Genomic DNA, 23,774 nt, shown 5'->3' on the forward strand with positions numbered 1-23,774 from the left:
CTATCGGATATGTCTAGACCAATGTTCGAAGTCATCGCGCTGACCCCCCAGGACGCCAGGGCCGCCGAGTCGGGCGGCGCCGACCGCCTCGAACTGGTCACCGACATGGCCGCCGACGGGCTCACCCCCGACGTCCGGGACTTCGCCGCGATCCGCGCCGCCGTCGACCTGCCGCTGCGCGTCATGCTCCGCATCCGGGACGGCTTCACCCCCGGCGACCTCGACGAACTGCTCCGGCGGGCCGCCGCGCTGCGCGCCGAGGGCGCCGAGGAGTTCGTCTTCGGCTTCCTCGCCGCCGACGGCTCGGTGGACCTCGACGCCACCCGCACCCTCGCCGAGGCGGTGGCCGGCTGCCACTGGACCTTCCACCGGGCCGTCGACCACAGCGCCGACCGCTCCGAGGTCCGCGCCGCCGTCGCCGACCTCCCCGGCCTCGACACCTTCCTCACCTCCGGCGCGGCGGCGGGCGTCGACGCCGGCCGCGAGGTGCTGGCCGGCGAACTCGCCAAGGCCGGCGAGCCCGGCTACCGCCAGCGGATCCTGGTCGGCGGCGGCCTCCGGGCCGAACACGTCCCCGACCTCCGCGCGGCCGGGTTCGACGCCTTCCACATCGGCGGTGCGGCCCGCGCGGGCGGCTGGACGGGCGCGGTCGACCCGGCGAAGGTCGCGCACTGGCGCGAGCTCATCGGGGGCTGACCGGGGGCTGAACGGGGGCTGAGCGAGCGCACCGACAGGGGCGCGGGGAACTGCGCGCAGCGGAGGAGCGCGCCGGGAAGATCGCAGGACAGGGCAATCCCCGTCCGGCGGAGCGATCTCGCGGTGCGTGCTCGCCCGGCCGCGCGGTTCCCCGCGCCCCTGGTGCCGCATCCGTCGGTGCAGCGGTTCTCGGCGTTACGCCAGTTCCTCGGGCAGCGACTCCGCGTGCAGGACCGTCAGGCCGGAGACCGCGCGGGTGAGGGAGACGTAGAGCCGGCGCAGGCCGGTGCGGTGGTCGGGTTCGCCGGTGACGATCGCGGCGGGTTCGTCCAGGACCACGTAGTCGTACTCAAGGCCCTTGGCGAGGGAGGCCGGGACCAGGGTGAGGCGGGCCTCGGCGGTGGTCTCGGTGCCGGGGTCGAGGAAGGGCAGGCCGGCGGCGTCCAGGGCCGCGGCGAGGGCGGGGATGCGGGCGTCCGCGGCGATCAGGCCGACGGAGCCCTCGTGGCCGAGGGCCGCGCGGCAGGCGTCGAGGACGGCGGCGTCCAACTCCTCGGCGCCGCCGGGGACGTGGCGCAGGACGAGCGAGCCGGGGGCCTCGCGGACCGAGGTGGCGGGGGCCAGCCCCGGGGCGATGGCGGGGAGCAGCCGGGAGGCGTAGCCGATCACCTCGTCGGGGACCCGGAAGCCGGTGGTGAGCTCCTCGACGTGGGCGCCGGCCTTGCCGAGGTGGTGCAGGGCCTCCTCCCAACTGCCGGTCGCCCAGGGGGTGGTGCCCTGGGCGAGGTCGCCGAGGACGGTCGCCGAGCCGGTGGTGCAGCGGCGGCCGACGGCCCGGTACTGCATGGGGGAGAGGTCCTGGGCCTCGTCGACCACCACGTGGCCGAGCGAGGGGGTGCGGTGCACCAGGTCGGCGGCCTCGTCGATCAGCACGGCGTCGGCGGCGGACCAGGGCGCGGTGCGGACCGAGCGCGGGGCCTTCTCCCAGCGCAGCAGGGCCTGCTCCGCGGCGGTGAGCACGCCGTCCGCGGCGGCGGCCAGGAACGCGGCGTCGGTGAGCAGCCGGTGCACCAGCTTGACCGGGTCGACGGCGGGCCAGCACGCCTTGACCACGGCCTTCACCGCGGCGTTCCGGGCCACCGCGTCCTGGACCCGGTCGTCGGGGGCCTCGCCGCCCTGCTCCATCTTGACCAGGACGGCGTGCGCGATCCGCTGCGGCAGCGCCTCCATGGCGGCCCCGTAGCGGATCTCCCGGTCCGTCAACTCCCGGACGATCTCCTCGAGTTCGTAGGCGGGGACGCGCCAGCGGCGGGAGCCGCGGACCACCACGCAGGGCTCGGTGGGCAGCGTGATCCCGGCCCGGACGGCGTTGCGCAGGACCTCGGCCATCCGGGCGTCGCCCTTGATCCGGGCGGTGTCCGCGGCGTCGGTGCCGCGCACCTCGACGTGGCCGACCAGTTCCTGCACGGTGGCCTGGGCGACGTCCAACTCGCCGAGGGCGGGCAGCACTTGCTCGATGTAGTGCAGGAAGGAGCGGTTCGGGCCGACCACCAGGGTGCCGGTCCGGGCCAGCCGGTCGCGGTGCGCGTACAGCAGGTAGGCGACCCGGTGCAGGCCGACGGCGGTCTTCCCGGTGCCGGGGGCACCCTGGACACAGACGGTGCCGGAGATGTCGGCCCGGACGATCTCGTCCTGCTCGGGCTGGATGGTGGCGACGATGTCGCGCATCGGGCCGACGCGGGGCTTCTCGATCTCCGCGGCGAGCAGCGCCGACCGGGTGTCGGCCTCGTCCGGGTCGGACAGGTTCTCGTCCTCGTAGGCCGTCAACTCGCCGCCGGTGTAACCGAACCGGCGGCGCTTGGCGACATCCATCGGGTCCTTGCGGGAGGCCCGGTAGAACGGCTGGGAGACCGGGGCGCGCCAGTCGATCACCATCGGGTCGCCGCCGGCGTCGTGGACGTGCCGGCGGCCGATGTAGAAGCGCTCGCCGCCGCTGCCCTCGGAGGCCGCCTCGCTGATCGCGTGCAGGTAGTCGAGCCGTCCGAAGAACAGTGGGGTGTGCGCGAGGTCGGCGAGCGCCTTGATCCGCTCGTCGATCTGCTTCTGCAGCACCAGGGCGGAGACCCAGGTGCCGGTGACGTCGCTCAGGTCGAGCGCCTCGACGTCCGCGCGCATCGCCTTCAGGGCGGCCCGGGACGCGGCGAGGTGGGAGCGCTCGCGGCCCAGCGGATCGGCGTCGGCGGGCGCGGCGGTGCTCCCGGCGGTGGCGGCGTTCCCGGCAGCGGTGGTGTCGGTGGGAGTGGGGGAGTGCACGGCGGACCTTCCCGGCCGCCCGGCATCCACGGGCGGCGGACTCGTCTTGGCTCACGGTGAAGGACACCGGCCGGTTTCCGAGCGGCCGGCACCTCCCACGGCTGCCGACGCGGCACCACGGTTCGGGAGGGGCAGACGGACGATCCTAGACCCGCCGTCCGCCGGGAGCGAATCGATTTCCCCTCCGGGATCACCCCGTACCGGGGTAGGGGGCCCGTACGCCGCGAGGACGACCCCGGGGCCGGACGGGCGGGCCTTTCGGCCGATTCCCCCGGCCGGGTTGTGAACCTACCGTGGAGACATGACGACCGAACGAGTGAACCCGCAGGCCAGGGGCGCCTCGCCCGCCAACGAACGCCGCCGGCACCCGGTGGCCAACGCCGTCCGCAACGTCGGCATCGTGCTGGACACCGCCGCGCGCGTGCTCTTCCTCGGGCGCGACGGCGTCCGGCTCTAGCCGAAGGCCCCTCCGAGACCCCTACAGGTCGTCGGCGTCGACGATCCGGTAGGCGTAGCCCTGCTCGGCCAGGAAGCGCTGGCGGTGCGCCGCGAAGTCCTGGTCGACGGTGTCCCGGGCGACCACCGAGTAGAAGTGCGCCGCGTGCCCGTCCGCCTTCGGGCGCAGCACCCGGCCCAGCCGCTGCGCCTCCTCCTGCCGGGAGCCGAAGGTGCCCGAGACCTGGATCGCCACGGTGGCCTCCGGCAGGTCGATCGAGAAGTTGGCGACCTTCGAGACCACCAGCACGCCGATCTCCTTCGAGCGGAACGCCTCGAACAGCTTCTCCCGCTGCGCGTTCGAGGTCTCGCCCTTGATCACCGGGGCGTCCAGCGCCTCGCCCAGCTCGTCGAGCTGGTCGATGTACTGGCCGATCACCAGGGTCTGGTCGCCCTTGTGCTTCTGCACCAGCCGCTCCACCACCCGGCGCTTGCTCGCCGTGGTCGAGCAGAACCGGTACTTCTCCTCCGGCTCGGCGGTCGCGTACGCCAGCCGCTCCGAGTCGGTCAGCGTCACCCGGACCTCGCAGCAGTCGGCGGGCGCGATGTAGCCCTGCGCCTCGATCTCCTTCCACGGGGCGTCGAACCGCTTCGGGCCGATCAGCGAGAACACGTCGCCCTCCCGGCCGTCCTCGCGCACCAGCGTCGCGGTCAGGCCGAGTCGGCGGCGGGCCTGCAGGTCCGCGGTGAACTTGAACACCGGCGCGGGCAGCAGGTGCACCTCGTCGTAGACCACCAGGCCCCAGTTGCGGGCGTCGAACAGCTCCAGGTGCGCGTACACGCCCTTCCGCTTGGTCGTCATCACCTGGTAGGTGGCGATGGTGACCGGGCGGATCTCCTTGCGGGTGCCGCTGTACTCGCCGATCTCGTCCTCGGTCAGCGAGGTCCGCTTCACCAGCTCGTGCTTCCACTGCCGGGCCGAGACGGTGTTGGTCACCAGGATCAGCGTGGTCGACTTGGCCTCCGCCATCGCCGCCGCGCCCACCAGCGTCTTGCCGGCGCCGCAGGGCAGCACCACCACGCCGGAGCCGCCGTGCCAGAACCCGTCCACCGCGTGCCGCTGGTACGGGCGCAGCTGCCAGCCGTCCTCCCGCAGGTCGATCGGGTGCGCCTCGCCGTCCACGTAGCCCGCGTGGTCCTCGGCGGGCCAGCCCAGCTTCAGCAGCACCTGCTTGATCTGGCCGCGCTCCGAGGGGTGCACCACCACGGTGTCCGGGTCGACCCGGGCGCCCACCAGCGGGGCGATCTTCTTCGAGCGCAGCACCTCCTCCAGCACCGGCCGGTCGGTGGTGGACAGCACCAGGCCGTGCACCGGGTGCTTCTGCAACTGCAGCCGCCCGTACCGCGCCATGGTGTCGGCGACGTCCACCAGCAGGGCGTGCGGCACCGGGTAGCGCGAGTACGTCACCAGCGCGTCCACCACCTGCTCCGCGTCGTGCCCCGCCGCCCGGGCGTTCCACAGCCCCAGCGGCGTCACCCGGTAGGTGTGGATGTGCTCCGGCGCCCGCTCCAGCTCGGCGAACGGCGCGATCACCCGCCGGCACTCCGCCGCCCGCGGGTGGTCGATCTCCAACAGCAGCGTCTTGTCGCTCTGCACGATCAAGCAGGACACGCATACCTCCACGTATAGGATCGCCGAGTGACCGACGCCACATCTGCCGCTGTCCGGGCCATGCCCCGTGCCCGTCGCCCGAAGGGCGTTCCGGCCGGTACCACCGGATTGCGCGCAGCCATCTATGTTCGCCTATCGCGCGAGACAGAGGAAACGACGTCTCCCGAGCGGCAGCGCGCCGCCTGTGAAGCGCTCTGCCAGGCCCGGGGCTGGACCGTCGTCGCCGTCGAAGAGGACATCGACGTCTCGGGCTTCTCGCGCGGGCTCGAACGGCCCGGACTCCAGCGGGTTCTGTCGAGGCTAACCGAACTGGACGTCGTCGTATTCTTCAAGATCGACCGGCTGGCCCGCTCCACCGTGGACTTCGCCGAGATCATGCGGATCACCGAGACCGCCGACGTCGCGCTCGCGTCCGCGACCGAACCACTGGACCTGACCACCTCCATGGGCCGCGCCATGGCGAAGGTGATCGCGGTCTTCGCCGAGCTGGAGTCCGACACCATCGGCATGCGCGTCTCCAGTGCCCACGAACACCTGCGGCGCGAGGGCCGCTACACCGGCGGACGCGTCCCCTACGGCTACCGGGTGGCCCCGAACCCGGACGGCGCGGGCAAGGTGCTGGAGGTCAACCCGGAGGAGGCCGAGACGGTTCGCGGCATCGTGGAGCGCGTCCTCGCCAAGGACTCCCTGATGACGGTCGCCGCCGACCTGAGCAAGGCCGGCGTCCCCTCGCCCGGCCACACGTCGCGGCAGACCACCGGCAAGCGCAGCGATTCGAAGAAGTGGTACACGACCACGCTGCGGAGCCTGCTCACCAACCCGCAACTGCTCGGCCAGGTCATCGAGGACGGCAAGCCCATCCTGCGCACGGACGGCCTGCCGCTGGTCAACCGGACGCCGATCCTGGACATCGACACCTGGCAGGCCCTCCAGGACGAACTGGACCGCCGCAGCAACCCCGGCGACCGTCGGCGCGAAGGCACGTCGCTGCTCCGGGGCATCGTCCACTGCGCGCTGTGCGGCTTCCGGATGTACACCTACGTGGCGGGCGGACGGCTCCGGTACCGCTGCATCGGCCGGCTGAAGAAGCGGCAGGGCGGCGAGCGGATCGACTGCTACGGCGTGAGCATCGCCGGGGAGTCGATGGAGAACCACGTGGAGGCCCGCTTCCTGGAGTCTTTCGGCAGGCTGCCCGTGGTGCGCGTGGTCGAGCAGGCCGGGGAGGACTTCCGCCCGCAGATCAGGCAGGCCCAGGAAGCGCTGTCCGACCTGGAGAAGGACCGCTACGACCGGGGCCTGTTCAAGGGCGACGACGGCGCCGACCGCTACGCCGCGCAGTACGCCAAGCTCGAAGACCGCGTCGCCTCGCTGAAGGAGAAGCAGCGCACCGCCAAGCCCGGCGGCGTGGTCGAGGTCCCCACCGGCCGGACCTTCGGCCAGCACTGGAAGGCGGCCGACACGGCAGGCAAGCGGGACCTGCTGCTGCACGCGGGCGCGTTCGTGGAGGTCTCGCCCGCGACGAAGAGCGGCCCCGCTTTCGACGCCTCACGGCTGGCGGTCCGGTTCGGCACGGACGGGCGGGTCAGGCGGGTCGACGCGGAGGGCAAGGACGTGGAGGCCGTGATCAGGCAGGCGGAGGCGGAAGAGCAGGCGGGTAGTACGGGCTCGTAGCCGGTGCGGTAGCCAGCCGAGCCCCGTACGGCCACTCAGGTTCGGGCGGGGCTTCTTCGCGCCCGCAGGCGGCGACCGGTTCCTGGCCTTTGTTGTCCCATCCCGGCGGGGGCCTGAAGCGGCGTTGAGGGCGGAGCGGGCGCCCACTGGCGTCCGGGGTGGTGACGGGTGACGCAGGAGACGAAGAAATCAGGTTCTTCTATAGGCGCGTACGTATGGGAGAAACCGATTTTCGTGTCTCCAGCGTCACCCGTCACCACCCTCCTGTGCTGGCACCCAGGGGGGTGACTCCCCTCTTGGCTGGGGTGGCGCGGCAGGGAGGGAAAACTCTCGGATGGCCCATTGGGCTGTTCCGGCGGGCCGGTGACGGAAGGTCACCTGGCCGGGGCGTCTCGGAAACGATGGTTTGTGAGACGGGTGGCGAACATGCTCCGGAGGGGGCGCTCAAGCGTTCAAAACCCGTCTCAAAACCCATCGAAACCCCTTGATGTTATGAGGCGAGTTATGAGACGGGTGGGGCATGGCGAAGAACACGGGACACCTGATCGGCTACGCGCGCGTCTCCACCGACGACCAGGAGGCACAACCCCAGCACGACGCGCTGACCGAAGCGGGCTGCGCACGGATCTTCACGGACAAGGCCAGCGGGAAGAACACCGCCCGGCCGGAGCTTGCCGCTGTCCTGGACTACCTGCGCCCCGGCGACACCCTGTGTGTGTGGAAGCTGGACCGCTTCGCCCGTTCGCTGATCGACCTGGTGACGATGGTGGACACGCTGTCGGCCCGGGGCATCGGTTTCAAGGTGCTGACGGGTGCGTTGGCGAGCATCGACCCGAACACCCCCAACGGCCGCCTGATACTCCAAGTGGTGGGCGCGATGGCAGAGTTCGAACGGAGCCTGATCAAGGACCGCACCCGGGCCGGCCTGGATGCCGCCAGGGCGCAGGGGCGCACGGGTGGTCGGCCGAACGTGCTGGACGCCGACAGGCTCGCCGCTGCCCGTGCCCGCCAGGCGAACGGAGAGAGCGTCACGGCCATCGCCAAGGCGCTCGGTGTGAGCCGCGCGACCCTGTACCGCCGCCTCGGGGAGTAGCCGGATCACATCAACGTCCAAGGTCCGTCCACCTGTTGCGGGTGGGCGGCTCTCCCCATGTCCGGGCAGGGCGCTGCGGAAGTTCGGCATGTTGCCGCTCCGCGATCCCGGCTCGCCGTACACCCTGGGTGCGACGCCGTTCTTGGATGCCCGGTCAGAGATGCTCCGGCCAGTAGACGGCCCACAGGTGCTCGCTGCCGTCAGCGAATCTCCGGTGCCCGTACTGGTCGGACTTCTCAAGGACGGCAAGCACTTGAAGACGGTCCACGTCGCCGTCGTCGGAGCGCACGGGGAGCTTGATCCTGACCCCTTCGGCCACCCGCGACACCCGTACCTCCTCTCCCGTCAGCGACGCCAACCGCGACGCCGCCTCCCAGGCTCGGCGGGGCGCCTCCATCATCGTTCCTCCGCCGCATGCTCCGGTAGGGACAGTTCCCTCAGTGTGGTGACGCTCTCCCGCCCGTCCCTCAGGCGTCGGACAAACACTCCGCAGGCGTGCACCGCCATCACCCGGACCTGCTGCCCGGAACGCGTGTCGAAGGCACAAGTGCCCTCGTTCGGGCGCCACTTCTCGGAATGCTCATCGGCCCACCTCGCCGCATCGCCGAAGAACCGGAACAGCATTGGCCCGCCGTCGGGACCGGTCACGCGGCTGTCGGCGTCAGTGCAGTCGGCCAGGCCCCAGAGGTCGACCACAGGTGCGTCGGGTTCTGCCGACGCGGGCACGACTCTGTACCTCTCATAGGGCGTTGCCGACATGGGGCAGCTCCTCCGTCCGATCGGGGTTACGGCCTCACACTGGCGTGCGCTCTCGGACGAAACCGGCACGTACACAGCACGGTTGGGCTGTCGTGGCAGTAAGTTCGGAAAAGGTCCAAACGTCCCTGGGGGAAGCCTTGAACGCTGCCTTACGATCGGCTATGTCCGCTGCCGGACTTTCACCACGTCAGTTGGCGGGCCGGGTTGGGGTGTCGGGCAAGACCGTCGAACGGTGGCTGTCCGACAGCCGACTGATCCCCCACGCCCGCAACCGCGAGGATGCCGCCGAGGCGCTGGGAGTTGACGCAACGATGCTGTGGCCGAAGGCCGTCCGGGACGCGCTCAAGACCGGCCCGGATCGGGAGATCATTCGCAGCTACCCGTACCGGTCCTCCTGCCCGTCCACCGTGTGGGGCGACCTGATCAAGGACGCCAGGGCGGATCTCTACTTCGCCGGTTACACCAACTACTTCCTGTGGCTGGAACAGCCGAACCTGGTCGAGAACCTGCGCCGGAAGACCGAAGCGGGCTGCCGCGTGCGGTTCCTGCTCGGCGACCCCGACGGTGAGGTGACCCGGCAGCGGGAAGCGATCGAGGATGTGGCTCTGACGGTCTCCACGCGCATCAGGATCACCCTGGAGCACCTGGCCCGCCTCGGCCCCCTGGAGGGCCTGGAAGCCCGCTTCTCGGCCCCGCAGGACGCCATGAACCACGTCAGCCTGTCGGTGTTCCGGTTTGACCGTGATGCCTTAGTCACGCCGCACCTGGCCCGGCTGGTGGGCCACGACTCCCCATTGATGCACCTGCGCGGGCAGGAGAAGGACGGCATGTGGTCCCGGTTCACCGACCACGCCGAAGAACTCTGGGGGCGGGGCACGCCCGTTTCGCCGGCCTGACGGGCGGCCGGGCCGGACAGCCGTACTGACAGCAGATCAGCCGCTACTATGCGGATCAGGCTTGATCGCTTGCACGATCAGCGGTCCGTCCACGCCTGTGCATCCCCTTCCGCGCGGGCCAAACCTCCAGTGTGCCGCATCGGCGCGGCGCGCGGTGGGGCCCGTCAGCCGAGGAAGAAGTTGTGGCCGACGTCCGGGGGGATGACCTCGACGTACGGGGTGGAGTCGGGGCCGGGGAGGTGGGTGCCTGGGACGGGGGCGGTGCCGGTGCGGTGGAGCAGGGTGACGCCGTCCTGGTCGAAGAGCTCCTGGTAGCCGTGGGCGAGGAGCAGGGCGCGGTACTCGGCCTGCTCGGGGTCGCGCTGGAACGGGAAGGCGCGCTGGGTGTAGCGGAGGAGCACGTACTCCTGGCCGCGCGGGGTGCCGTCGGCCAGCAGGACGTGGGTGCGGTTGGTCAGGCGGGGCGCGATCTGGTTGTCGGCCTCGACGCCGACGCCGTCCGGGATCAGCTTCGCCGCCCGGGCCAGCGCCGCCGTCGGGGCCTTCGGCCGCCACTCGTACGGGACGGCCAGGTGGTAGAGGCCGAGCCCGGTGGCCGCGGCGAGCGAGAGGGCGGCCGCGACGGTGCCCAGCCGGCGGGCCTGCCGGTGCCGGCCGCTCGCCCACAGCACGCCGAGGGCCTCGATCGCGGCGGTCACCAGGATCGGCCACAGGAAGGCGTCGTAGTGCCGGGCGACCGACCAGTGGTTCGGGTTGTCGGAGAAAATGCGCTCGGCCAGCAGCGGCAGCGCGACGAAGGCGGTGGCCGAGCGCAGCGGCAGCGCGGCCGTGGTGACGACCAGCCAGCCCAGCAGCATCGGCTTGAGCGGGCTGGAGAACGCCGACTCCACCAGCAGCCACGGGTTGCCCAGCACGTGCCGCAGCGCCTCGCCGCCGTCCGCGCCGAGCTGCGTGTAGTTCCAGTAGTAGCCGGGCACGCCGCCCATCGCCGGGATCAGCCAGGTGATCTCCACCGCGCTCGCCAGCGGGCCGCCCAGCAGCAGCGCCCAGCCCAGCAGCTTGCCCCGCCGGTCGGCGCCGCCGCGCTCGCGCCACAGCAGCACCGCGCCGAACACGCCCACCGCCAGGCCGACGTCCTCCTTGGTCGCGCACAGCAGCAGCGCCGCGACCGCCACCCCGCCCCAGCGCCGCGCCCCCGCCCGCTCGAACAGCAGCAGGAACAGCGGGACGGCGAACCCGACCTCGTGGAAGCCGCCCCGGGAGGAGACCAGCAGCGGCCAGCCCAGGCCGTACACCAGCGCCGCGACGTCCCGGACCCGGGTGCGGACCCGCTGGTCGGCACCGGCGAACGCCCGGGTGGCGATCCGGCGCACCAGCGGGACGCCCGCCGCGTACAGCGCCGCCTGCCCGACCAGCAGCATCCGCGGGTCGTCCCAGATCCAGTACAGCGGGGCGAGCAGCGCCAGCACCGGCGAGAAGTGGTCGCCGAGCAGCGAGAAGCCGGGCGGGAACTCGTGGTGGACGCTCTTCAGCGTCGACACCGGCAGCCCGAAGTGCGCGTAGCCGCGCACGCCCTGGTCGAAGATGCCCAGGTCGAAGCCGCCGAGCTGGAGCGAGGTCCACTGCTGGAGGCCGAGCGCCAGGCAGACCGCGAAGGTCAGCAGCATCAGCAGGACGGTGCGCAGGCGGGTGGTGCGTGAGACCGACGCGGTGCGGGCCGCCGTCCCGGAGGCGGTGGCGGTCTGCGGAACGGAGGTAGTGGTCACGGCGTCGGTCCTGCTCGGGGGCCGGGGCCCTTGTCCGTACGGGTGCGCGGTTTCCACCCTTGGTCGTTCCGCAGTCTAACCGTCGGCCGGTGGCCGTCCCCGGTTCCGGAGCATCCGCACAAGCGGAATCCGGGCCCCCGCGCCAGTGACCCGGCGGCCCGCCGCTCGTTGGGCAGGCCATGACGACCAAGCGCAACCGATTCCTGGCCGGCCTCGCGCTCTCGGGCGCGGCCCTCGCCACCACGCTCGGCGCGGCCCCCGCCCACGCCGCCGACACCGAGGCGATGGCCCTCGACCAGGTCGCCGACATGGGCCAGCCCGGCGGCCTGTTCGGCACCGTCGCCTTCACCGCCACCGGCCTGCTCACCGGCGTCGAGCCCAAGATGCCCGACCCGAAGTCGCTGGTGGACGAGGCGAAGAAGCAGAAGGCGGAAGAGGACGCCAAGAAGCAGCAGGCCGCGAAGTAGCCCCCGCGCACCGCGCCGCGGGCGGCGACTCCCCGCGGCGCGGCTTCCGCACGTCCGGCCGGGGCCGTCGGTTTCGGCTCCGGCCCGGCTACTCGTCGACCTCGGCGACGCCGGTGATCCGGTGCAGCGCGAAGGTGCGGACCTCCTCGGCGAGGTGGTCGTAGGCGGTGACGAAGCCCCCCTCGACCTTGACCGGGTCGATCACCCGCTGCGAGGAGAGCCCCTCCGCGTTGATGTAGCCGATCCACATCCGCTCGCCGAGCAGGACGGCGGTCTGCAGCGCTGCCAGGGTGTCCGCCGCGGCGGTCCGCGGCACGGCCGCGCCCGCCGGCCCGGCGATCGGGGCCTTCCGGACCGCCGTCGCGGCCCGGTCGCCCGCCCGGACGGCCCGGACCGCCGCGGCCAGCAGCACGTCGTCGGGCCGGGCGGGCCCGTCCGGGACGGGCACGGGGGCGCTGCGCGGCGGGGTCCGCCGGCTGTCCGGCCGGGTGATCACCACGTCGCCCTCGGCGGACTCCGCGGCGGGCGCGTAGCCCATCGTGCGCAGCACCGCGAGCAGGGTCTCCGGCCCGGCCTGCGCGGCCAGCACGGTCGGGGCGAGCAGCCGCAGCCGCAGCTCGGCGGCCCGCCGGTCGGCCAGCACCTCGCCGAGCAGTTGCGGGTCGTCGCAGCGCAGGTAGGAGGCGGCGGCGCCGACCCGCAGCACCCCGTGCCGCCGGGCCACGTCGTCGATCAGGTAGGCCAGCGGCTGCGGGACGGGCGTGCGCGAGTGCTGGGCCAGGAAGGACTGCAGGTCGGCGGCGGTGCGCCCGGCATCCAGGGCGCGGCGGACCGAGCCCGGGGTGAAGCGGTAGACCGTCGCGCCGCCCTTGGACTCGATGTCGGCGGCCAGCGCGAGCGCCTGGGCGAGCGGGGTGAGCAGCGGGCCGGGCGCGATCGCCGTCAGGTCGGGCTGCAGGATCACGTGGTCGAGCGGCTCCGGCAGCAGCGGCGCCAGGACGGCCGTCGGGTCCTGGCCGGCGAGCAGCGCCCGGCCCGGGGCGGCGAGCGCGCCCCGGCCGGTGACGCCGAGCAGCTCGGCCTCGTGCAGCGTCCAGCCGGTCAGCGTCTCGCGCAGCTCGCGCCCGTCGGCGCCGGTCGGGCCGCCGCGCAGCGGACGGTGCCAGCGCAGCGCCGGGAGCAGGGCGTCCGCACCGGCGGCGGTGCCCGGCGGCAGCTCGGCGAGGCGGTCGAGGACGGCGCGGCGGACGGACGGGGCGAGCGAGCGGTCCAGTTCGGGGCCGAGCGCGGCCCGGGGCCGGCCCTTGCCGTCGGGGGTGCCGGTCAGCCGGCCGACCCGGGTGGCGGCCAGCCAGGCCCGGGCGAGCACCGTCCAGCGCTCGGCGGTGTCCTGCTGCAGCCACTGGTCGTAGCCCGGGGTCGGCGCCCAGACCTCGTCGGCCTCCCCGTCCGGGGCCAACAGGCCCGCGGTGTGGGCGAGTTCGAGCCAGAACGCGGCGTCCGCCTCGGTGCACTCCAGCAGCAGCGCGGCCCGCTTCAGGTCGCGCACGCCCAGCCCGCCGGCCCGCAGTGTGGGCGGCGGGGTCAGCCCCCAGGACTCCAGCAGCTCCTCGACCGTCCGGACGGCGGTGGCGGCCTGCCCGGCGGCCGTCCGGTCCACGACCGCCGGGTCGTACGCCGTCACCGGCCCGACGGCGGGCGGGACAGGCTCGACGACGCGGTGGGTGCGGCCGCCGCGCAGGTGCAGGGCCAGCTCGCGGGGCAGCACCACCGAGGTCGGGCTGGACGGCAGCAGCAGGCCGCGGGCCAGCAGCCACTCCACCGGGCTGTGCGCCTCCGCGGCGGTGACCTGCCGGGCCGCGTCCGGGACGGTGCCGGTCGGCGGGCCCCACACCAGGCGCTCCAGCAGGCCGAGCGCGGCCGGCGGGGCCTGCTCCAGCAGCGCGCCCAGCCGCTTGCGGTCGCCCAGCAGCGCGGCCAGCGCGGCGATCCCGGTCACCGGGTCGGGCGTCGGCGGCAGTCCGGCCCCCGCCAGCAGCTGCTGCAACCGGGCGGGCGACATCCCGACGGTGGCCTCGGCCAGCGTCGGCCCCAGCCCCGTCCGGCCCGGGTTGACGGCGCTCGGCGCCAGCGCCTCCCGGACGGCCAGCACCAGCCGCAGGCCGGAGTCCGGACCCCAGAGCAGGGCCTGCTCGCGCAGCCGCTCCAGCGCGGCCGGGAACGCGGCCGCGACGGCCGCCCGGTCGACGGGCTCCGCGCCCGGGTGCGGCTTCACCCGGGCCGGGCCGGTCAGCAGGTTGCGCACCGTGCTCTCGGACGCGCCCTCGGGGGCGGCGGCCAGCGCCTCGGCGACCTGCAGGGTGAAACGGTCCAGCCGCTCCAGCGCCCGCAGCACCGAGGCCCGGCCGGAGAGCCGCGCGGACAGCTGGGCCAGGTCGGTCGGCACCGGGTTCAGCAGGTCCGGACGGGCCCGGAGCAGCGCGGCCACGGCCTCGTCGCCCCGGCCCCGGAGTTCCTCGGCCAGGGTGCGTGGGGCGGTGGCGCGGGTGGCGCGCGGCGCGCTCTGCGGTGCGGTCATCCGGTCCAGGTTAGTCAACACCCCCGACCGAGGCCCAGAACGGAGGAAGAACTCCCCGCGAACCGGAGCCCGGACCCGGGCGGGGCCGGCGGGGTGGAGGCCCGGCAGACCAAGGGATGGCGGACCGAGGGACGGCGAGGTGGACGGGGCGAAGGGGGACGCGGCAGCTCGGAGCCCGGACCCGGGTGGGGACGGGGCGAGAGGTCGCCGGAACGAGGGTCGGCGGGTTGGCCGGGGCGGAGGGGTCGGGCCGGGCGGGCCGAGGGGCGGACGGGGCTCGCTTCGGGCGGGTGCGGGTGGGTACCGTCTCGGCAGGCGGCGGGGTACGTGGACGTGAGGGCGGGGGCGGGCGATGGCGGGCGGCTCGTGGTGGCGCGAGGACGGGACGGGCGGCGGGAGCGGTCCGGCCCCCGACGGCGGGGAGAGCGTCTACCTGCCCCCGCAGGCGGCGGAGCCGTCCCCGGCCGCCCCGCCGGTGCCGCCGCGGCCGAGCGCGCCGCCCGCCGTGCCACCGGTCCCGATGACGAAGCCGCCCGCCCCGCGACCGGCTCCCGCCCCGCGACCGGACGGGCCGACGCCAGCCGAGGTGCACCGGGCCTTCGACTACGCGGAGGACCACGGCCGCACCGACGTCACCTCGGTCTACCCCGGCTGGAGCGAGGTGTTCTTCGACCTGCCGGTCGACGAGCCCGCGCCGAAGGCCGCCCCGGAGCCCGAACCCGAGCCGGACCCGGCCCCCGCACCGGAGACCCCGCCCGCACCGACCCGGCCGGGCCTCGGGCGCCGCGCGCTGAAGGCCCTGCTCGGCAGGCCGCAGCCCGCCCCGGAGGTCGCGCCGGCCCCCGGGACGAAGCCGGTCCCCCCGGCGGCCGGGCGGCGGCCCGCGCCGCTGCTGCTGCTGGGCGCGGTCCTGCTGATCGGCGGGGCGGCGACCGGCATGCTGCTGGTGATGCTGCTCGGCTGGGGCCTGGCGTACCTCTCGCACGGCTGGTCCGACCTGATGAAGAAGTTCGCCGTCCTGGGCATCCCGCTGGCCACCGTGACCGGCCTGACGATCTGGAACTGGGGCCGCGAACAAGGCCGTTGGGGCACCGCCCTGGCCCCGGGCACCCACGCGGGCGCCGCCACCTGGGCCTCCGCCCCGGGCATCCTCCGCCTCGCCGCCGTCCTCTCCGCCCTGTTCGTCCTCGCGGTGGCACTGCGCCGCCGCAAGGGCGAGTGACGGGGAGTCAGGAAGTACGCCGCGGCACCGAACCGCCGCCGGACGGGGCCAACGAACGCGCAGTCGCGACACGTCGAACCCGGCCCCGCGCAGCGACGCTGCGGTACTGACGCTGCGCCAGGTCGCGCCGCACAGGTGGGCGCCTGTCCGGTCGGCCCCGCGCAGCGGCTTCGTCTCCCGTCCGCCCGCTGCTGACGCCGTGCCAGGTTGCCCCGTGCAGGCGGGTGGCTTCGGTCGGGGGTGTCCGTTCAATTGCCGCGTCCGGCCCCGCGCAGCGGCTTCGCCTCCCGCCTTCCGGCTGCTGACGTTGAGCCTGTTCGCGTCGCGGGGGCAGGTAGCTTCGGCCGGGGTGTCCGTTCGATCGGTCGCGGTCGGCCCCGCGCAGCGGTTGGCGGGGGTGGTGGGGGGTCAGGCCGCGCCGAGGAGGTGGAGGAGTTCGGCGATCAGGAAGTGGGCGCCGGTGTAGCCGATGCCCTGGAACCAGAGTTGGTCGTCGACGGGGAAGGCACGGTGGGTGCGGACGGCGGTGAGGGACTGCCAGGTGGGGGAGGCGAGGGTGGTGGTGAGGCCGTTGCGGTCGGGGTGGCCGTAGCCGGCGTAGAGCAGGAGGTCGCCGTCGGCGAGGGGGAGCTGGTCGGGGGCGGCCTCCACGGCGAAGCGGTCGGCGTTCTGCGGGTCGGGGCGGGGGAGGCCGAGGTCGGCGAGGACGCTGCCGGGGAAGTTCTGCCGGGCGTAGAGGCGGGGGCCGGGGGAGCCCTCGACGAACCGGACCAGGCTGATCCGCTGGCCGGTGGCGCCTGCCGAGGCCAGCGTGCGGGTGGCCTGGTCGACGTGCCGGGCGTAGCCGCCGAGGACGGCGGCGGCCTGTTCGCGGCGGTCGAGCGCGGCGGCGTGCAGCTGGAAGTTCTCCTTCCAGGGGGCGCCGGTGGTGGCGGTGGCCACGGTCGGGGCGAGGGCGCGCAGCGCGTCCAGGTGGGTGTTGTCCCGGGTCAGGTTGGTGAGGAGGAGTTGCGGTCGGGCGGCGGCGATCGCGGCGGCGTCGGGCGGGGCCGCGATGTCGCCGACCACGGCGACGGTGGCCAGCCGGGAGTCGGGCCAGTAGCCGGGCAGGGTGCCGTCGAGCGGGGCCTTCGCGGCGCCGACGGGGGTGATGCCGAGGGTCATCGCGGAGTCCAGTTCGGCGGTGTCCAGCACCACCACCCGGGTCGCCCCGCCGGGTACGGTGACCGGCCCGTCCGCCGCGCCGACCGTGACGGGCGGTCGCGGGCTGGGGCTCGGACTGGGGGTGGGCGTCGCCGAGGCGCTGTCGCCCGCCGACGGGGGGAGCGGCAGTTCGCGCGGGCCGCAGCCGGTGAGCAGGGCGGCGCCGAGCCCGGCGAGCACGGTCCGACGGGGGAGCGGGGGCGGCATCCGGGGGCCTCCGGCGGGGACGGACAAGGGAGTATGTCCGTATTGTGCGGCCGCACCCGCCGCTTCCGGCCGGAACCACGCTGACCAGTGCCGCGTCAGGCAACCTTCGCCCGTCGCGACTCCCCCTCCCCCGAGGGGGGCTGGGGGAGCCGCTCCTTGACGGCGGGGGTTGCCCGACGCGGCACTAGGCTGGCCGTCATGGCTCTCACCGTCGGCTTCGACCTCGACATGACGCTCCTCGACACCCGGCCCGGCATCAAGGCCACCTACCAGGTGCTGGCCGCCGAGACCGGGGCCCGGATCGACGCCGACCTCGCGGTGAGCCGGCTCGGGCCGCCGCTGACCCACGAGCTGGCGCACTGGTTCCCGGCGGACCAGGTGGAGCGGGTCGCCGACCGCTACCGCGAGCTGTACCGGGAGCACGCCGTCTCCGGCAGCCTCGAACTGCCGGGCGCGCTGGCCGCGGTGGCGGCGGTGCGGGCGGTCGGCGGCCGGGTGCTGGTGATCACCGGCAAGTACGAGCCGAACGCCCGCCTGCACCTGGAGGCGATCGGGCTGGAGGTGGACGCGCTGGTCGGCGACCTGTGGGCGGAGACCAAGGGCGACGCGCTGCGCGAGCACGGTGCGGGCGTCTACGTCGGCGACCACCTGGGCGACGTCCGGGGCGCGCTGGCCGCCGGGGCGGTCGCGGTCGGCGTGGCCACCGGCCCGTACGGCCCGGCCGAGCTGACCGCCGCCGGTGCGCACACCGTGCTGAACGACCTCACCGAGTTCCCGGCCTGGCTGACCGCCCACCTGGCGGGCTGAGCACCCGTCAGCCGGCGGCGGACGCGGCCTCCCGGGCGGCCCGCCGCCGGCGGGACTGGGCGCGGGCGCCGGCCAGCAGGCCGAGCAGCGACACCAGCAGGCCGGCCGGCATCAGCATGGACAGCCAGTACGCGGTGGCGGGGAAGCGCGCCAGGTCGAAGGCGTACGGCACGAAGGTGACCAGGGTGGCGAGCGCGCCGAGGGCGAACACCACGCCGCCGACGCGGACCAGGGTGTCACCGGAATCGCTGGGCTGACGGCTCACTTCGACTCGCTCCTTCGCACGCTCGGTCCTCCCAGTGTCCCACCACCGCCGGGGCCGTCCGGACACCCCTCCTGACCGGCGGCGCGTCACAGCCCGCAACTCCGTGCGCGCAAAGAGTTTCGACTCTCGGCGGCGCCGGGTATGCAGCCATCGCGCGGGCGTGCGGCCGATCGGCCCACCGGAGCCCGCCCGTCGGCGATCGGGGGTGTGGGCCAGTGGAAGGCGCGTCAGTCGCGGGGCCCGGCCGCGCCCCGGTCCGGAATCCCTTCGCCGTTCACCCGCACGCTGAGGGATCATTGCTCCACTGAGCGAAACCGGCCGTCCGCACTCCGTGGCCGGCCCGCACCCATCCGCGACCCGACGAGGTCGCTCGCACCCGACATCGAGGACTTTTCGAGATGCCCACCGGCCAGGTCAAGTGGTTCAACGAGACGAAGGGCTACGGCTTCCTGTCGCGCGACGACGGCGGCGAGGTCTTCGTCCACACCAAGGCGCTGCCCGCGGGCGTCACCACGCTCCGGCCGGGGCAGCGCGTCGAGTTCGGCATCGCCGCGGGCCACCGCGGCGACCAGGCGATGAGCGTCCAACTGCTGGAGGCGCTGCCGTCGGTGGCCGCCGCCCAGCGCAAGAGCGCCGACGACATGGCCCCGATCGTCCAGGACCTGATCACCAAGCTGGACAGCGTCCTGCCGGGCCTGCAGCGCGGCCGCTACCCGAGCAAGCCGGAGGGCCAGAAGATCGCCATGGTGCTGCGCGCCATCGCCGACCAGTTCGACGTCTGAGCGGGCCTCAGACGAAGGCCAGCGCGCCCGGGTCGACGGCGGGGACGAGTCCCTGCTCGGCGGCCCGGGTGAGCAGGCCGCGCACCGCCGCGTAGCCGTCCGCGCCGAGGTCGGCGGTGAACTCGTTGACGTACAGCCCGATGTGCTGCTCGGCGACGGCCGGGTCCATCTCCTGGGCGTGCGCCAGCACGTACGCCCGGGAGGCCGCCGGGTCCGCCCAGGCCGCCCGGACCGAGGCCCGCACCGTGTCGGCGAGGGCGCGCAGCCGCTCGGCGCCCAGCGAGCGCCGGGCCACGATCGCGCCCAGCGGGATCGGCAGCCCGGTGGCCGCCTCCCACGCCTCGCCCATGTCGGCCAGGCAGTGCAGCCCGTACTGCCGGTACGTGAACCGGGCCTCGTGGATCACCAGCCCGGCGTCCACCTCGCCCGCCCGGACGGCCGGCATGATCTCGTGGAACGGCAGCACCACGATCTCGCCGAACCCGCCCGGCACCGCCTCGGCCGCCCACAGCCGGAACAGCAGGTACGCCGTCGAGCGCTCGCTCGGCACCGCGACCCGCCGCCCGGCCAGTGCCGCCGGCTCCAGCGGACCGGCCGTCAGCACCAGCGGCCCGCAGCCCCGGCCGAGCGCCCCGCCGCACGGCAGCAGCGCGTATTCGTCCAGCACCCACGGCAGCTGGCCGTAGGAGATCTTCAGGACGTCCAGCTCGCCGCGCTCGGCGAGCCCGTTGGTGACGTCGATGTCCGCGAACCGGACCTCGGGCGCGTCCGCGCCCGGGACCAGGCCGTGCGCCCAGGCGTGGAAGACGAAGGTGTCGTTCGGGCAGGGCGAGTACGCGACGGACAGCGGCTCGGCCATCTCAGACCTCCTGGAGCAGACGTGGCAGCGGCGGCAGCGCGGCGAAGGCCCGCTCCAGGGCCGCCAGCGCCTCGCCGATCCGCCAGGACGCGCGGTCGCGCGGCCCGACGGCGTTGGACACGGCCCGCAGCTCACCCACCGGGAGCCCGGACCGGACGGCCGCCTCGGCGACCCCGAAACCCTCCATCGCCTCGGCCAGCGCCCGCGGGTGACGCCCCCTCAGCGCCTCGGCGCGCTCCGCCGATCCCGTCACCGTGGACACCGTCAGCACCTCGCCGACCGCCCCGCCGCAGGCTCCCGCCAGGGTCTTCACCAGCGCGGGCGGCACCGGGTGCCGGACGGTGCCGAAGCCCAGCTCGGCGACGTCCGCGAACCCGTCCGGGGTCTCGGCGCCCAGGTCGGCGGCGACCAGCGCGTCCGCCACCACCAGCGAGCCGACCGGCGCGGCGGGCGCGAACCCGCCCGCGATGCCCGCCGACAGCACCAGCCGGAACCGGCCCCGGGCCAGCGCCGCCGCCGTGCCCGCCGCCGCGGCGGCCGGGCCGACGCCCGCCGCCAGCACCGTCGCGCCGCCGCCCGGGCCCAGCCCGCGCCGCACCGCTTCGGCCTCGGCCTGCACGGCCACGACGACGAGCAGTCCGGCGCCGGGGCCGGACTGCTCGTCGGGGAGCTCAGCGGTCATCGGACCGGGTGGCTCAGCTGGTCTTGTTGTTCAGGTCGAAGGCCCAGACCGCGTAGTACTCCTGGGTCTTCTTGTCCTGCGCGACCACCGTCACCGAGGTGACGTCGTTGGTCGACAGCAGGCCGGCCGCGCTCTTCGAACCGGAGTACGTCACCCCGGTGAGGACCGCCTCGGCCGGGCCGCCGGCCAGCGCCGCCTGGCCCTCCGAGCCGCCGTTGGTCAGCGCGAACCAGCCCTTCTCGGCCAGGTCCTCGGGCACGCCGACGCCGATCCGGTCGCTGGACCGGACGTCCAGCTTCGTCAGCTTCTTGTCCTTGCGGGCCTGCTGGATCTCCTTCAGGCACTTGGAGAGGACGTCCTCGCCGAGCGGCTTCCCGTCGTTGTAGCAGGTCGGGGAGGGGGCCGCCGAGACCGTCGAGGTGCCGACGACCAGCATGGCCTTGGCCTCCTCGGGCTTGCCGGCGTCGTTCGCCAGGTAGATGCCGGTCCCGAGGGAGGCGGCGCCGACAACGACGACACCGGCGATACCGGCGATGGCACGGGTGCTGAGGCTCATGCGCAAGAGGCTACTCGCCTTCCGTGATCACACGACGCCGGGGGCCCCGAGTCGCTCCCGAGTCGCCCCCCGGGTTGCTCCGCACGCGGGCGCGTCGCGGCCCCGCCGGTCAGGCCACCCGGGGACGGGCCGCCGACCGGCGCGGCCCCGCCCGCAGCAACGAACGGAACGTCAGCAGCAGCATCACCGCCATCACCGCCGCCGCCACCGTCAGCCCCAGCACCGCGTTCAGCGGCAGCGAGATGCCCACCACGCCGCCCAGCACCCAGCTCAGCTGCAGCGCCGTCTCCGAACGGGCGAACGCCGAGGTCCGCACCGCCTCCGGCACGTCCCGCTGGATCAGCGCGTCCAGCGCCAGCTTGCCCAGCGACGCCGACATGCCCGCCACCCCGGCCACCACCGTCACCGTCGCCACGCCGTACCAGAGCGCCGCCGCGCCCGCCGCCGCCGTCGCCAGCGCCAGCACCGCCGTCACCGTCACCTCGCCGGCCCGGGTGCGCAGCCACGAACCCAGCACCGAGCCCAGCGCGTTGCCCAGGCCCGCCGCGCCCGCGACCACGCCCAGCGCCAGCGTCTCCGGCAGCCCGCCGATCGGGTCCTTGCGGATCAGGAACGCCAGGAACATCACCAGGAACCCGACCAGCCAGCGCAGCGCCGCCACCCCGCGCAGCGCCATGATCACCGAGGGGCCGACCGCCCGCAGCACGCCCTTGCGCCGCTCCCCGTGCGGCTCGGCGTGCAGCTCCGCGCGCTGCTCGCCCTTCGCCGAGTCCACCTTGTGCGGCAGGTGGAAGGCCATCAGGGTGCCGATCACGAACACCACGAACGCCCCGCGCAGCGGCCACCCCGGCCCGAGCAGGTGCAGCAGCCCGCCCACCCCGCCCGCGACCAGCGTGGTCAGCAGACCCGCCAGCGTCACCCGCGAGTTCGCCTTCACCAGCGACAGCTGGGGCGGCAGCAGCCGCGGCACCACCACGCTGCGCACCACCCCGTACGCCTTCGACGCCACCAGCACGCCCAGCGCCTCCGGGTACAGCTCCAGGCCGCCCGAGGCCACCGTCCCCGCCATCACCCAGGCCAGCGCGGCCCGGGCCAGCATCGACATCGCCATCGCGGTCCGCCGGCCGTGCGGCAGCCGGTCCAGCAGCGGGCCGATCACCGGGGCCAGCACCGCGAACGGCGCCATCGTGATCAGCAGGTACAGCGCCACCCGGCCGCGGGCCTCGCCGGTCGGCACCGAGAAGAAGATGGTCGACGCCAGCGCCACCGTGATCAGCATGTCGCCGAACGAGTTCAGCGCGTGCAGCTCGATCAGCTTCGCCAGCCCGGACTCGCCCGCGCCCTCCGCGGACGTCGCCCGCCGGATGCGCCGGCCCGTCCCGTGCACCACCCGCCCGGTGCGCACCCCCATCGCCGACGCGCCGCGCGCGAGACGGTTGGACGGCTTCACGGTCGGCGCCCCCGCGCCCTCCTGAGGGGCCGTCGGACGCGCCTCGCCCACCTCCGGCGCGCCGGGGGCTGCGGGGTGCGGCCGTGGCACGGAGGACGGCTCCGACCGGCCCTCGGCCTGCCCCGGACCCGATCCGTGCCGCGGCGGGTTCTCGTCCGCCACACCCCCATCCTGCCCGAGAATCGGAAGCCTAACGAGTGATTGCCGAACCGACGGCGCGCCCGCGCGGCCCGCCCCGGACTGTGCTCCACCGTCGACCGGCGGGTAGCCTGCACTACGCGCGTGCCCGGCCTGCGCAAGGGGGCGGCCGACCGAGGCGGCGCGGCCCGGCCACCGAGCGGCCCCGGGTCTAGCAGAATGGATCGGCCCCGTGTCAGCGGGCGCCGCTCCCGAGACGTGGCAGTGACATCCGGTGCGTGCCCGCCCCGCCGGGCTGCCTCGGGACCGCAGGATGACAGGACTGGGAGAGAACCGACGCCGTGAGTGCTGCGATGCGAAGCCGTACCCCTGACCGGCTCTGTGCCGAGGCCGTCGACCTCGCCCGCCAGGCAGTGGTGGAGAGCGTCGGGGAGGCCGTCGTCGGCCCCCACGTGAAGGCGAGTGCGGACGCCGAACGGGTCGTCACCCACACCTTCGAGTGCCTCGACCCCGCCTACCGCGGCTGGCACTGGGCGGTCACCGTCGCCCGCGCCCCCCGGGCCAAGAACGTCACCCTGGACGAGGTCGCCCTGCTCCCCGGCGGCGACGCCGTCCTGGCCCCCCAGTGGGTGCCGTGGAGCGAGCGGCTGCGCCCCGGCGACCTCGGCCCCGGCGACCTGCTGCCGACCGGCGCCGACGACCTGCGGCTCGAACCCGGCTGGACCGGCGAGGACGAGCCCGCGCCCAACTCGGTGCTGGCCGAGGCCGACGAGGAGGAGGTCCTCGCCGTCGACCCCGGCATCCAACTGCCGCCCGCCCGCGCCAAGATCGCCTTCGTGGCCGAGGAACTCGGCCTCGGCCGCCCCCGGGTGCTCTCCCGGATGGGCCTGCACCAGGCCGCCGAGCGCTGGGAGACCGCGTACGGCCCGCAGACCCCGATGGCGCAGTCCGCCCCCGCCTCCTGCTCCACCTGCGGCTTCCTGGTCCCGATCGGCGGCTCGCTCGGGCAGGCGTTCGGCGTCTGCGGCAACGAGTTCGGCCCCGCCGACGGCCAGGTCGTCTCGCTCGGCTACGGCTGCGGCGCGCACTCCGAGGCCGCGATCCTCCCCGCCCCGCCGGTCCCGGCCGAACTGATCCTCGACGAGACCGTCGTCGAACCCTTCCACCTGCACCCCGACCGCGGTTCCGGATCGGTCGAACCCGACGCTCCCACCGAGGAGTTGGGCCACTCCTGACCGCCGCCCGGCCACGCTCCGC

The 23,774-nt window shown here is 74.4% G+C and carries 22 protein-coding genes; 10 read left to right on the plus strand and 12 right to left on the minus strand.

Features of this window, described 5'->3' with window-relative positions:
• The first annotated feature begins 9 nt into the window (after nt 1-9).
• Nucleotides 10-696, plus strand: a complete 687-nt coding sequence (locus tag ACIOHG_RS22160) for a copper homeostasis protein CutC (protein WP_400953227.1) — start codon at nt 10-12, stop codon at nt 694-696.
• 195 nt (nt 697-891) lie between these two features.
• Here the strand turns inward: ACIOHG_RS22160 and ACIOHG_RS22165 are convergent, their stop codons facing one another.
• Nucleotides 892-3,009 carry a HelD family protein gene (locus ACIOHG_RS22165; protein WP_400953229.1) on the minus strand — a complete coding sequence of 706 codons (2,118 nt, stop codon included), beginning with the start codon at nt 3,007-3,009 and terminating at the stop codon, nt 892-894.
• A gap of 301 nt (nt 3,010-3,310) precedes the next feature.
• Here ACIOHG_RS22165 and ACIOHG_RS22170 point away from each other — a divergent pair, with 301 nt between their 5' ends.
• Nucleotides 3,311-3,466 carry a hypothetical protein gene (locus tag ACIOHG_RS22170; protein WP_400953231.1) on the plus strand — a complete coding sequence of 52 codons (156 nt, stop codon included), beginning with the start codon at nt 3,311-3,313 and terminating at the stop codon, nt 3,464-3,466.
• Nucleotides 3,467-3,487: 21 nt separating this feature from the next.
• On the opposite strand, the gene ACIOHG_RS22175 is transcribed toward ACIOHG_RS22170, so the two are convergent.
• The gene (locus ACIOHG_RS22175) at nt 3,488-5,116 is read right to left on the minus strand and encodes a DNA repair helicase XPB (protein ID WP_400953232.1); all 1,629 of its coding nucleotides are present in this window, start codon (nt 5,114-5,116) and stop codon (nt 3,488-3,490) included.
• A gap of 108 nt (nt 5,117-5,224) precedes the next feature.
• Here ACIOHG_RS22175 and ACIOHG_RS22180 point away from each other — a divergent pair, with 108 nt between their 5' ends.
• Both ACIOHG_RS22180 and ACIOHG_RS22185 read left to right on the plus strand, forming a co-directional pair.
• On the plus strand, nt 5,225-6,787 hold the full coding sequence (locus ACIOHG_RS22180; RefSeq protein WP_400953233.1) for a recombinase family protein: 1,563 nt from the start codon (nt 5,225-5,227) through the stop codon (nt 6,785-6,787).
• A gap of 520 nt (nt 6,788-7,307) precedes the next feature.
• Nucleotides 7,308-7,880 (plus strand): recombinase family protein, encoded by a 573-nt coding sequence (locus ACIOHG_RS22185; protein WP_400953234.1) that lies wholly within the window; start codon nt 7,308-7,310, stop codon nt 7,878-7,880.
• 154 nt (nt 7,881-8,034) lie between these two features.
• Here the strand turns inward: ACIOHG_RS22185 and ACIOHG_RS22190 are convergent, their stop codons facing one another.
• Complete coding sequence (locus ACIOHG_RS22190) at nt 8,035-8,280, minus strand: hypothetical protein (RefSeq protein ID WP_400953235.1); 246 nt, start codon at nt 8,278-8,280, stop codon at nt 8,035-8,037.
• Nucleotides 8,277-8,639, minus strand: a complete 363-nt coding sequence (locus ACIOHG_RS22195; protein ID WP_400953236.1) for a hypothetical protein — start codon at nt 8,637-8,639, stop codon at nt 8,277-8,279. The genes ACIOHG_RS22190 and ACIOHG_RS22195 overlap by 4 nt, the downstream gene beginning before the upstream one ends.
• Nucleotides 8,640-8,800: 161 nt before the next feature.
• Between ACIOHG_RS22195 and ACIOHG_RS22200 the strand changes: the two genes are divergently transcribed.
• Nucleotides 8,801-9,535 (plus strand): helix-turn-helix domain-containing protein, encoded by a 735-nt coding sequence (locus ACIOHG_RS22200; RefSeq protein WP_400953237.1) that lies wholly within the window; start codon nt 8,801-8,803, stop codon nt 9,533-9,535.
• A 164-nt stretch (nt 9,536-9,699) separates the two neighbouring features.
• Here the strand turns inward: ACIOHG_RS22200 and ACIOHG_RS22205 are convergent, their stop codons facing one another.
• Nucleotides 9,700-11,301, minus strand: coding sequence for a DUF2079 domain-containing protein (locus ACIOHG_RS22205; protein ID WP_400953239.1), 1,602 nt, complete (start codon nt 11,299-11,301; stop codon nt 9,700-9,702).
• A gap of 179 nt (nt 11,302-11,480) precedes the next feature.
• Between ACIOHG_RS22205 and ACIOHG_RS22210 the strand changes: the two genes are divergently transcribed.
• Entirely contained in the window at nt 11,481-11,768 is a 288-nt protein-coding gene (locus tag ACIOHG_RS22210; protein WP_400953240.1) for a hypothetical protein, read from the plus strand.
• Between the two features lie 88 nt (nt 11,769-11,856).
• Here ACIOHG_RS22210 and ACIOHG_RS22215 read toward each other — a convergent pair whose 3' ends face one another.
• Nucleotides 11,857-14,346 (minus strand): helicase-associated domain-containing protein, encoded by a 2,490-nt coding sequence (locus ACIOHG_RS22215; RefSeq protein WP_400953241.1) that lies wholly within the window; start codon nt 14,344-14,346, stop codon nt 11,857-11,859.
• 352 nt (nt 14,347-14,698) lie between these two features.
• Here ACIOHG_RS22215 and ACIOHG_RS22220 point away from each other — a divergent pair, with 352 nt between their 5' ends.
• Nucleotides 14,699-15,568: a hypothetical protein gene (locus ACIOHG_RS22220; RefSeq protein ID WP_400953242.1), complete on the plus strand. Its 870-nt coding sequence runs from the start codon at nt 14,699-14,701 to the stop codon at nt 15,566-15,568.
• A gap of 408 nt (nt 15,569-15,976) precedes the next feature.
• On the opposite strand, the gene ACIOHG_RS22225 is transcribed toward ACIOHG_RS22220, so the two are convergent.
• Nucleotides 15,977-16,978, minus strand: coding sequence for an ABC transporter substrate-binding protein (locus ACIOHG_RS22225; RefSeq protein ID WP_400953243.1), 1,002 nt, complete (start codon nt 16,976-16,978; stop codon nt 15,977-15,979).
• 198 nt (nt 16,979-17,176) lie between these two features.
• Here ACIOHG_RS22225 and ACIOHG_RS22230 point away from each other — a divergent pair, with 198 nt between their 5' ends.
• Nucleotides 17,177-17,785 (plus strand): HAD family hydrolase, encoded by a 609-nt coding sequence (locus ACIOHG_RS22230; RefSeq protein ID WP_400953244.1) that lies wholly within the window; start codon nt 17,177-17,179, stop codon nt 17,783-17,785.
• A 7-nt stretch (nt 17,786-17,792) separates the two neighbouring features.
• On the opposite strand, the gene ACIOHG_RS22235 is transcribed toward ACIOHG_RS22230, so the two are convergent.
• On the minus strand, nt 17,793-18,050 hold the full coding sequence (locus ACIOHG_RS22235; protein WP_400953245.1) for a hypothetical protein: 258 nt from the start codon (nt 18,048-18,050) through the stop codon (nt 17,793-17,795).
• A 398-nt stretch (nt 18,051-18,448) separates the two neighbouring features.
• On the opposite strand from ACIOHG_RS22235, the gene ACIOHG_RS22240 reads away from it, so the two are divergent.
• Nucleotides 18,449-18,832, plus strand: a complete 384-nt coding sequence (locus ACIOHG_RS22240) for a cold-shock protein (RefSeq protein WP_400953247.1) — start codon at nt 18,449-18,451, stop codon at nt 18,830-18,832.
• A 7-nt stretch (nt 18,833-18,839) separates the two neighbouring features.
• Here ACIOHG_RS22240 and ACIOHG_RS22245 read toward each other — a convergent pair whose 3' ends face one another.
• The 4 genes from ACIOHG_RS22245 to ACIOHG_RS22260 form a co-directional block, all read right to left on the minus strand.
• Nucleotides 18,840-19,691, minus strand: coding sequence for a 1,4-dihydroxy-6-naphthoate synthase (locus ACIOHG_RS22245; RefSeq protein WP_400953248.1), 852 nt, complete (start codon nt 19,689-19,691; stop codon nt 18,840-18,842).
• A 1-nt stretch (nt 19,692) separates the two neighbouring features.
• Entirely contained in the window at nt 19,693-20,373 is a 681-nt protein-coding gene (locus ACIOHG_RS22250) for a futalosine hydrolase (protein ID WP_400953249.1), read from the minus strand.
• A gap of 13 nt (nt 20,374-20,386) precedes the next feature.
• The gene (locus ACIOHG_RS22255; protein WP_400953250.1) at nt 20,387-20,929 is read right to left on the minus strand and encodes a hypothetical protein; all 543 of its coding nucleotides are present in this window, start codon (nt 20,927-20,929) and stop codon (nt 20,387-20,389) included.
• 109 nt (nt 20,930-21,038) lie between these two features.
• Nucleotides 21,039-22,340, minus strand: coding sequence for an MFS transporter (locus tag ACIOHG_RS22260; RefSeq protein WP_400953386.1), 1,302 nt, complete (start codon nt 22,338-22,340; stop codon nt 21,039-21,041).
• 530 nt (nt 22,341-22,870) lie between these two features.
• Here ACIOHG_RS22260 and ACIOHG_RS22265 point away from each other — a divergent pair.
• Nucleotides 22,871-23,752 carry a DUF3027 domain-containing protein gene (locus ACIOHG_RS22265; protein ID WP_400953251.1) on the plus strand — a complete coding sequence of 294 codons (882 nt, stop codon included), beginning with the start codon at nt 22,871-22,873 and terminating at the stop codon, nt 23,750-23,752.
• Nucleotides 23,753-23,774: the final 22 nt, after the last annotated feature.

The organism is Kitasatospora sp. NPDC088134 (genome assembly GCF_044741705.1).
In the GTDB taxonomy this organism is placed as follows: domain Bacteria; phylum Actinomycetota; class Actinomycetes; order Streptomycetales; family Streptomycetaceae; genus Kitasatospora.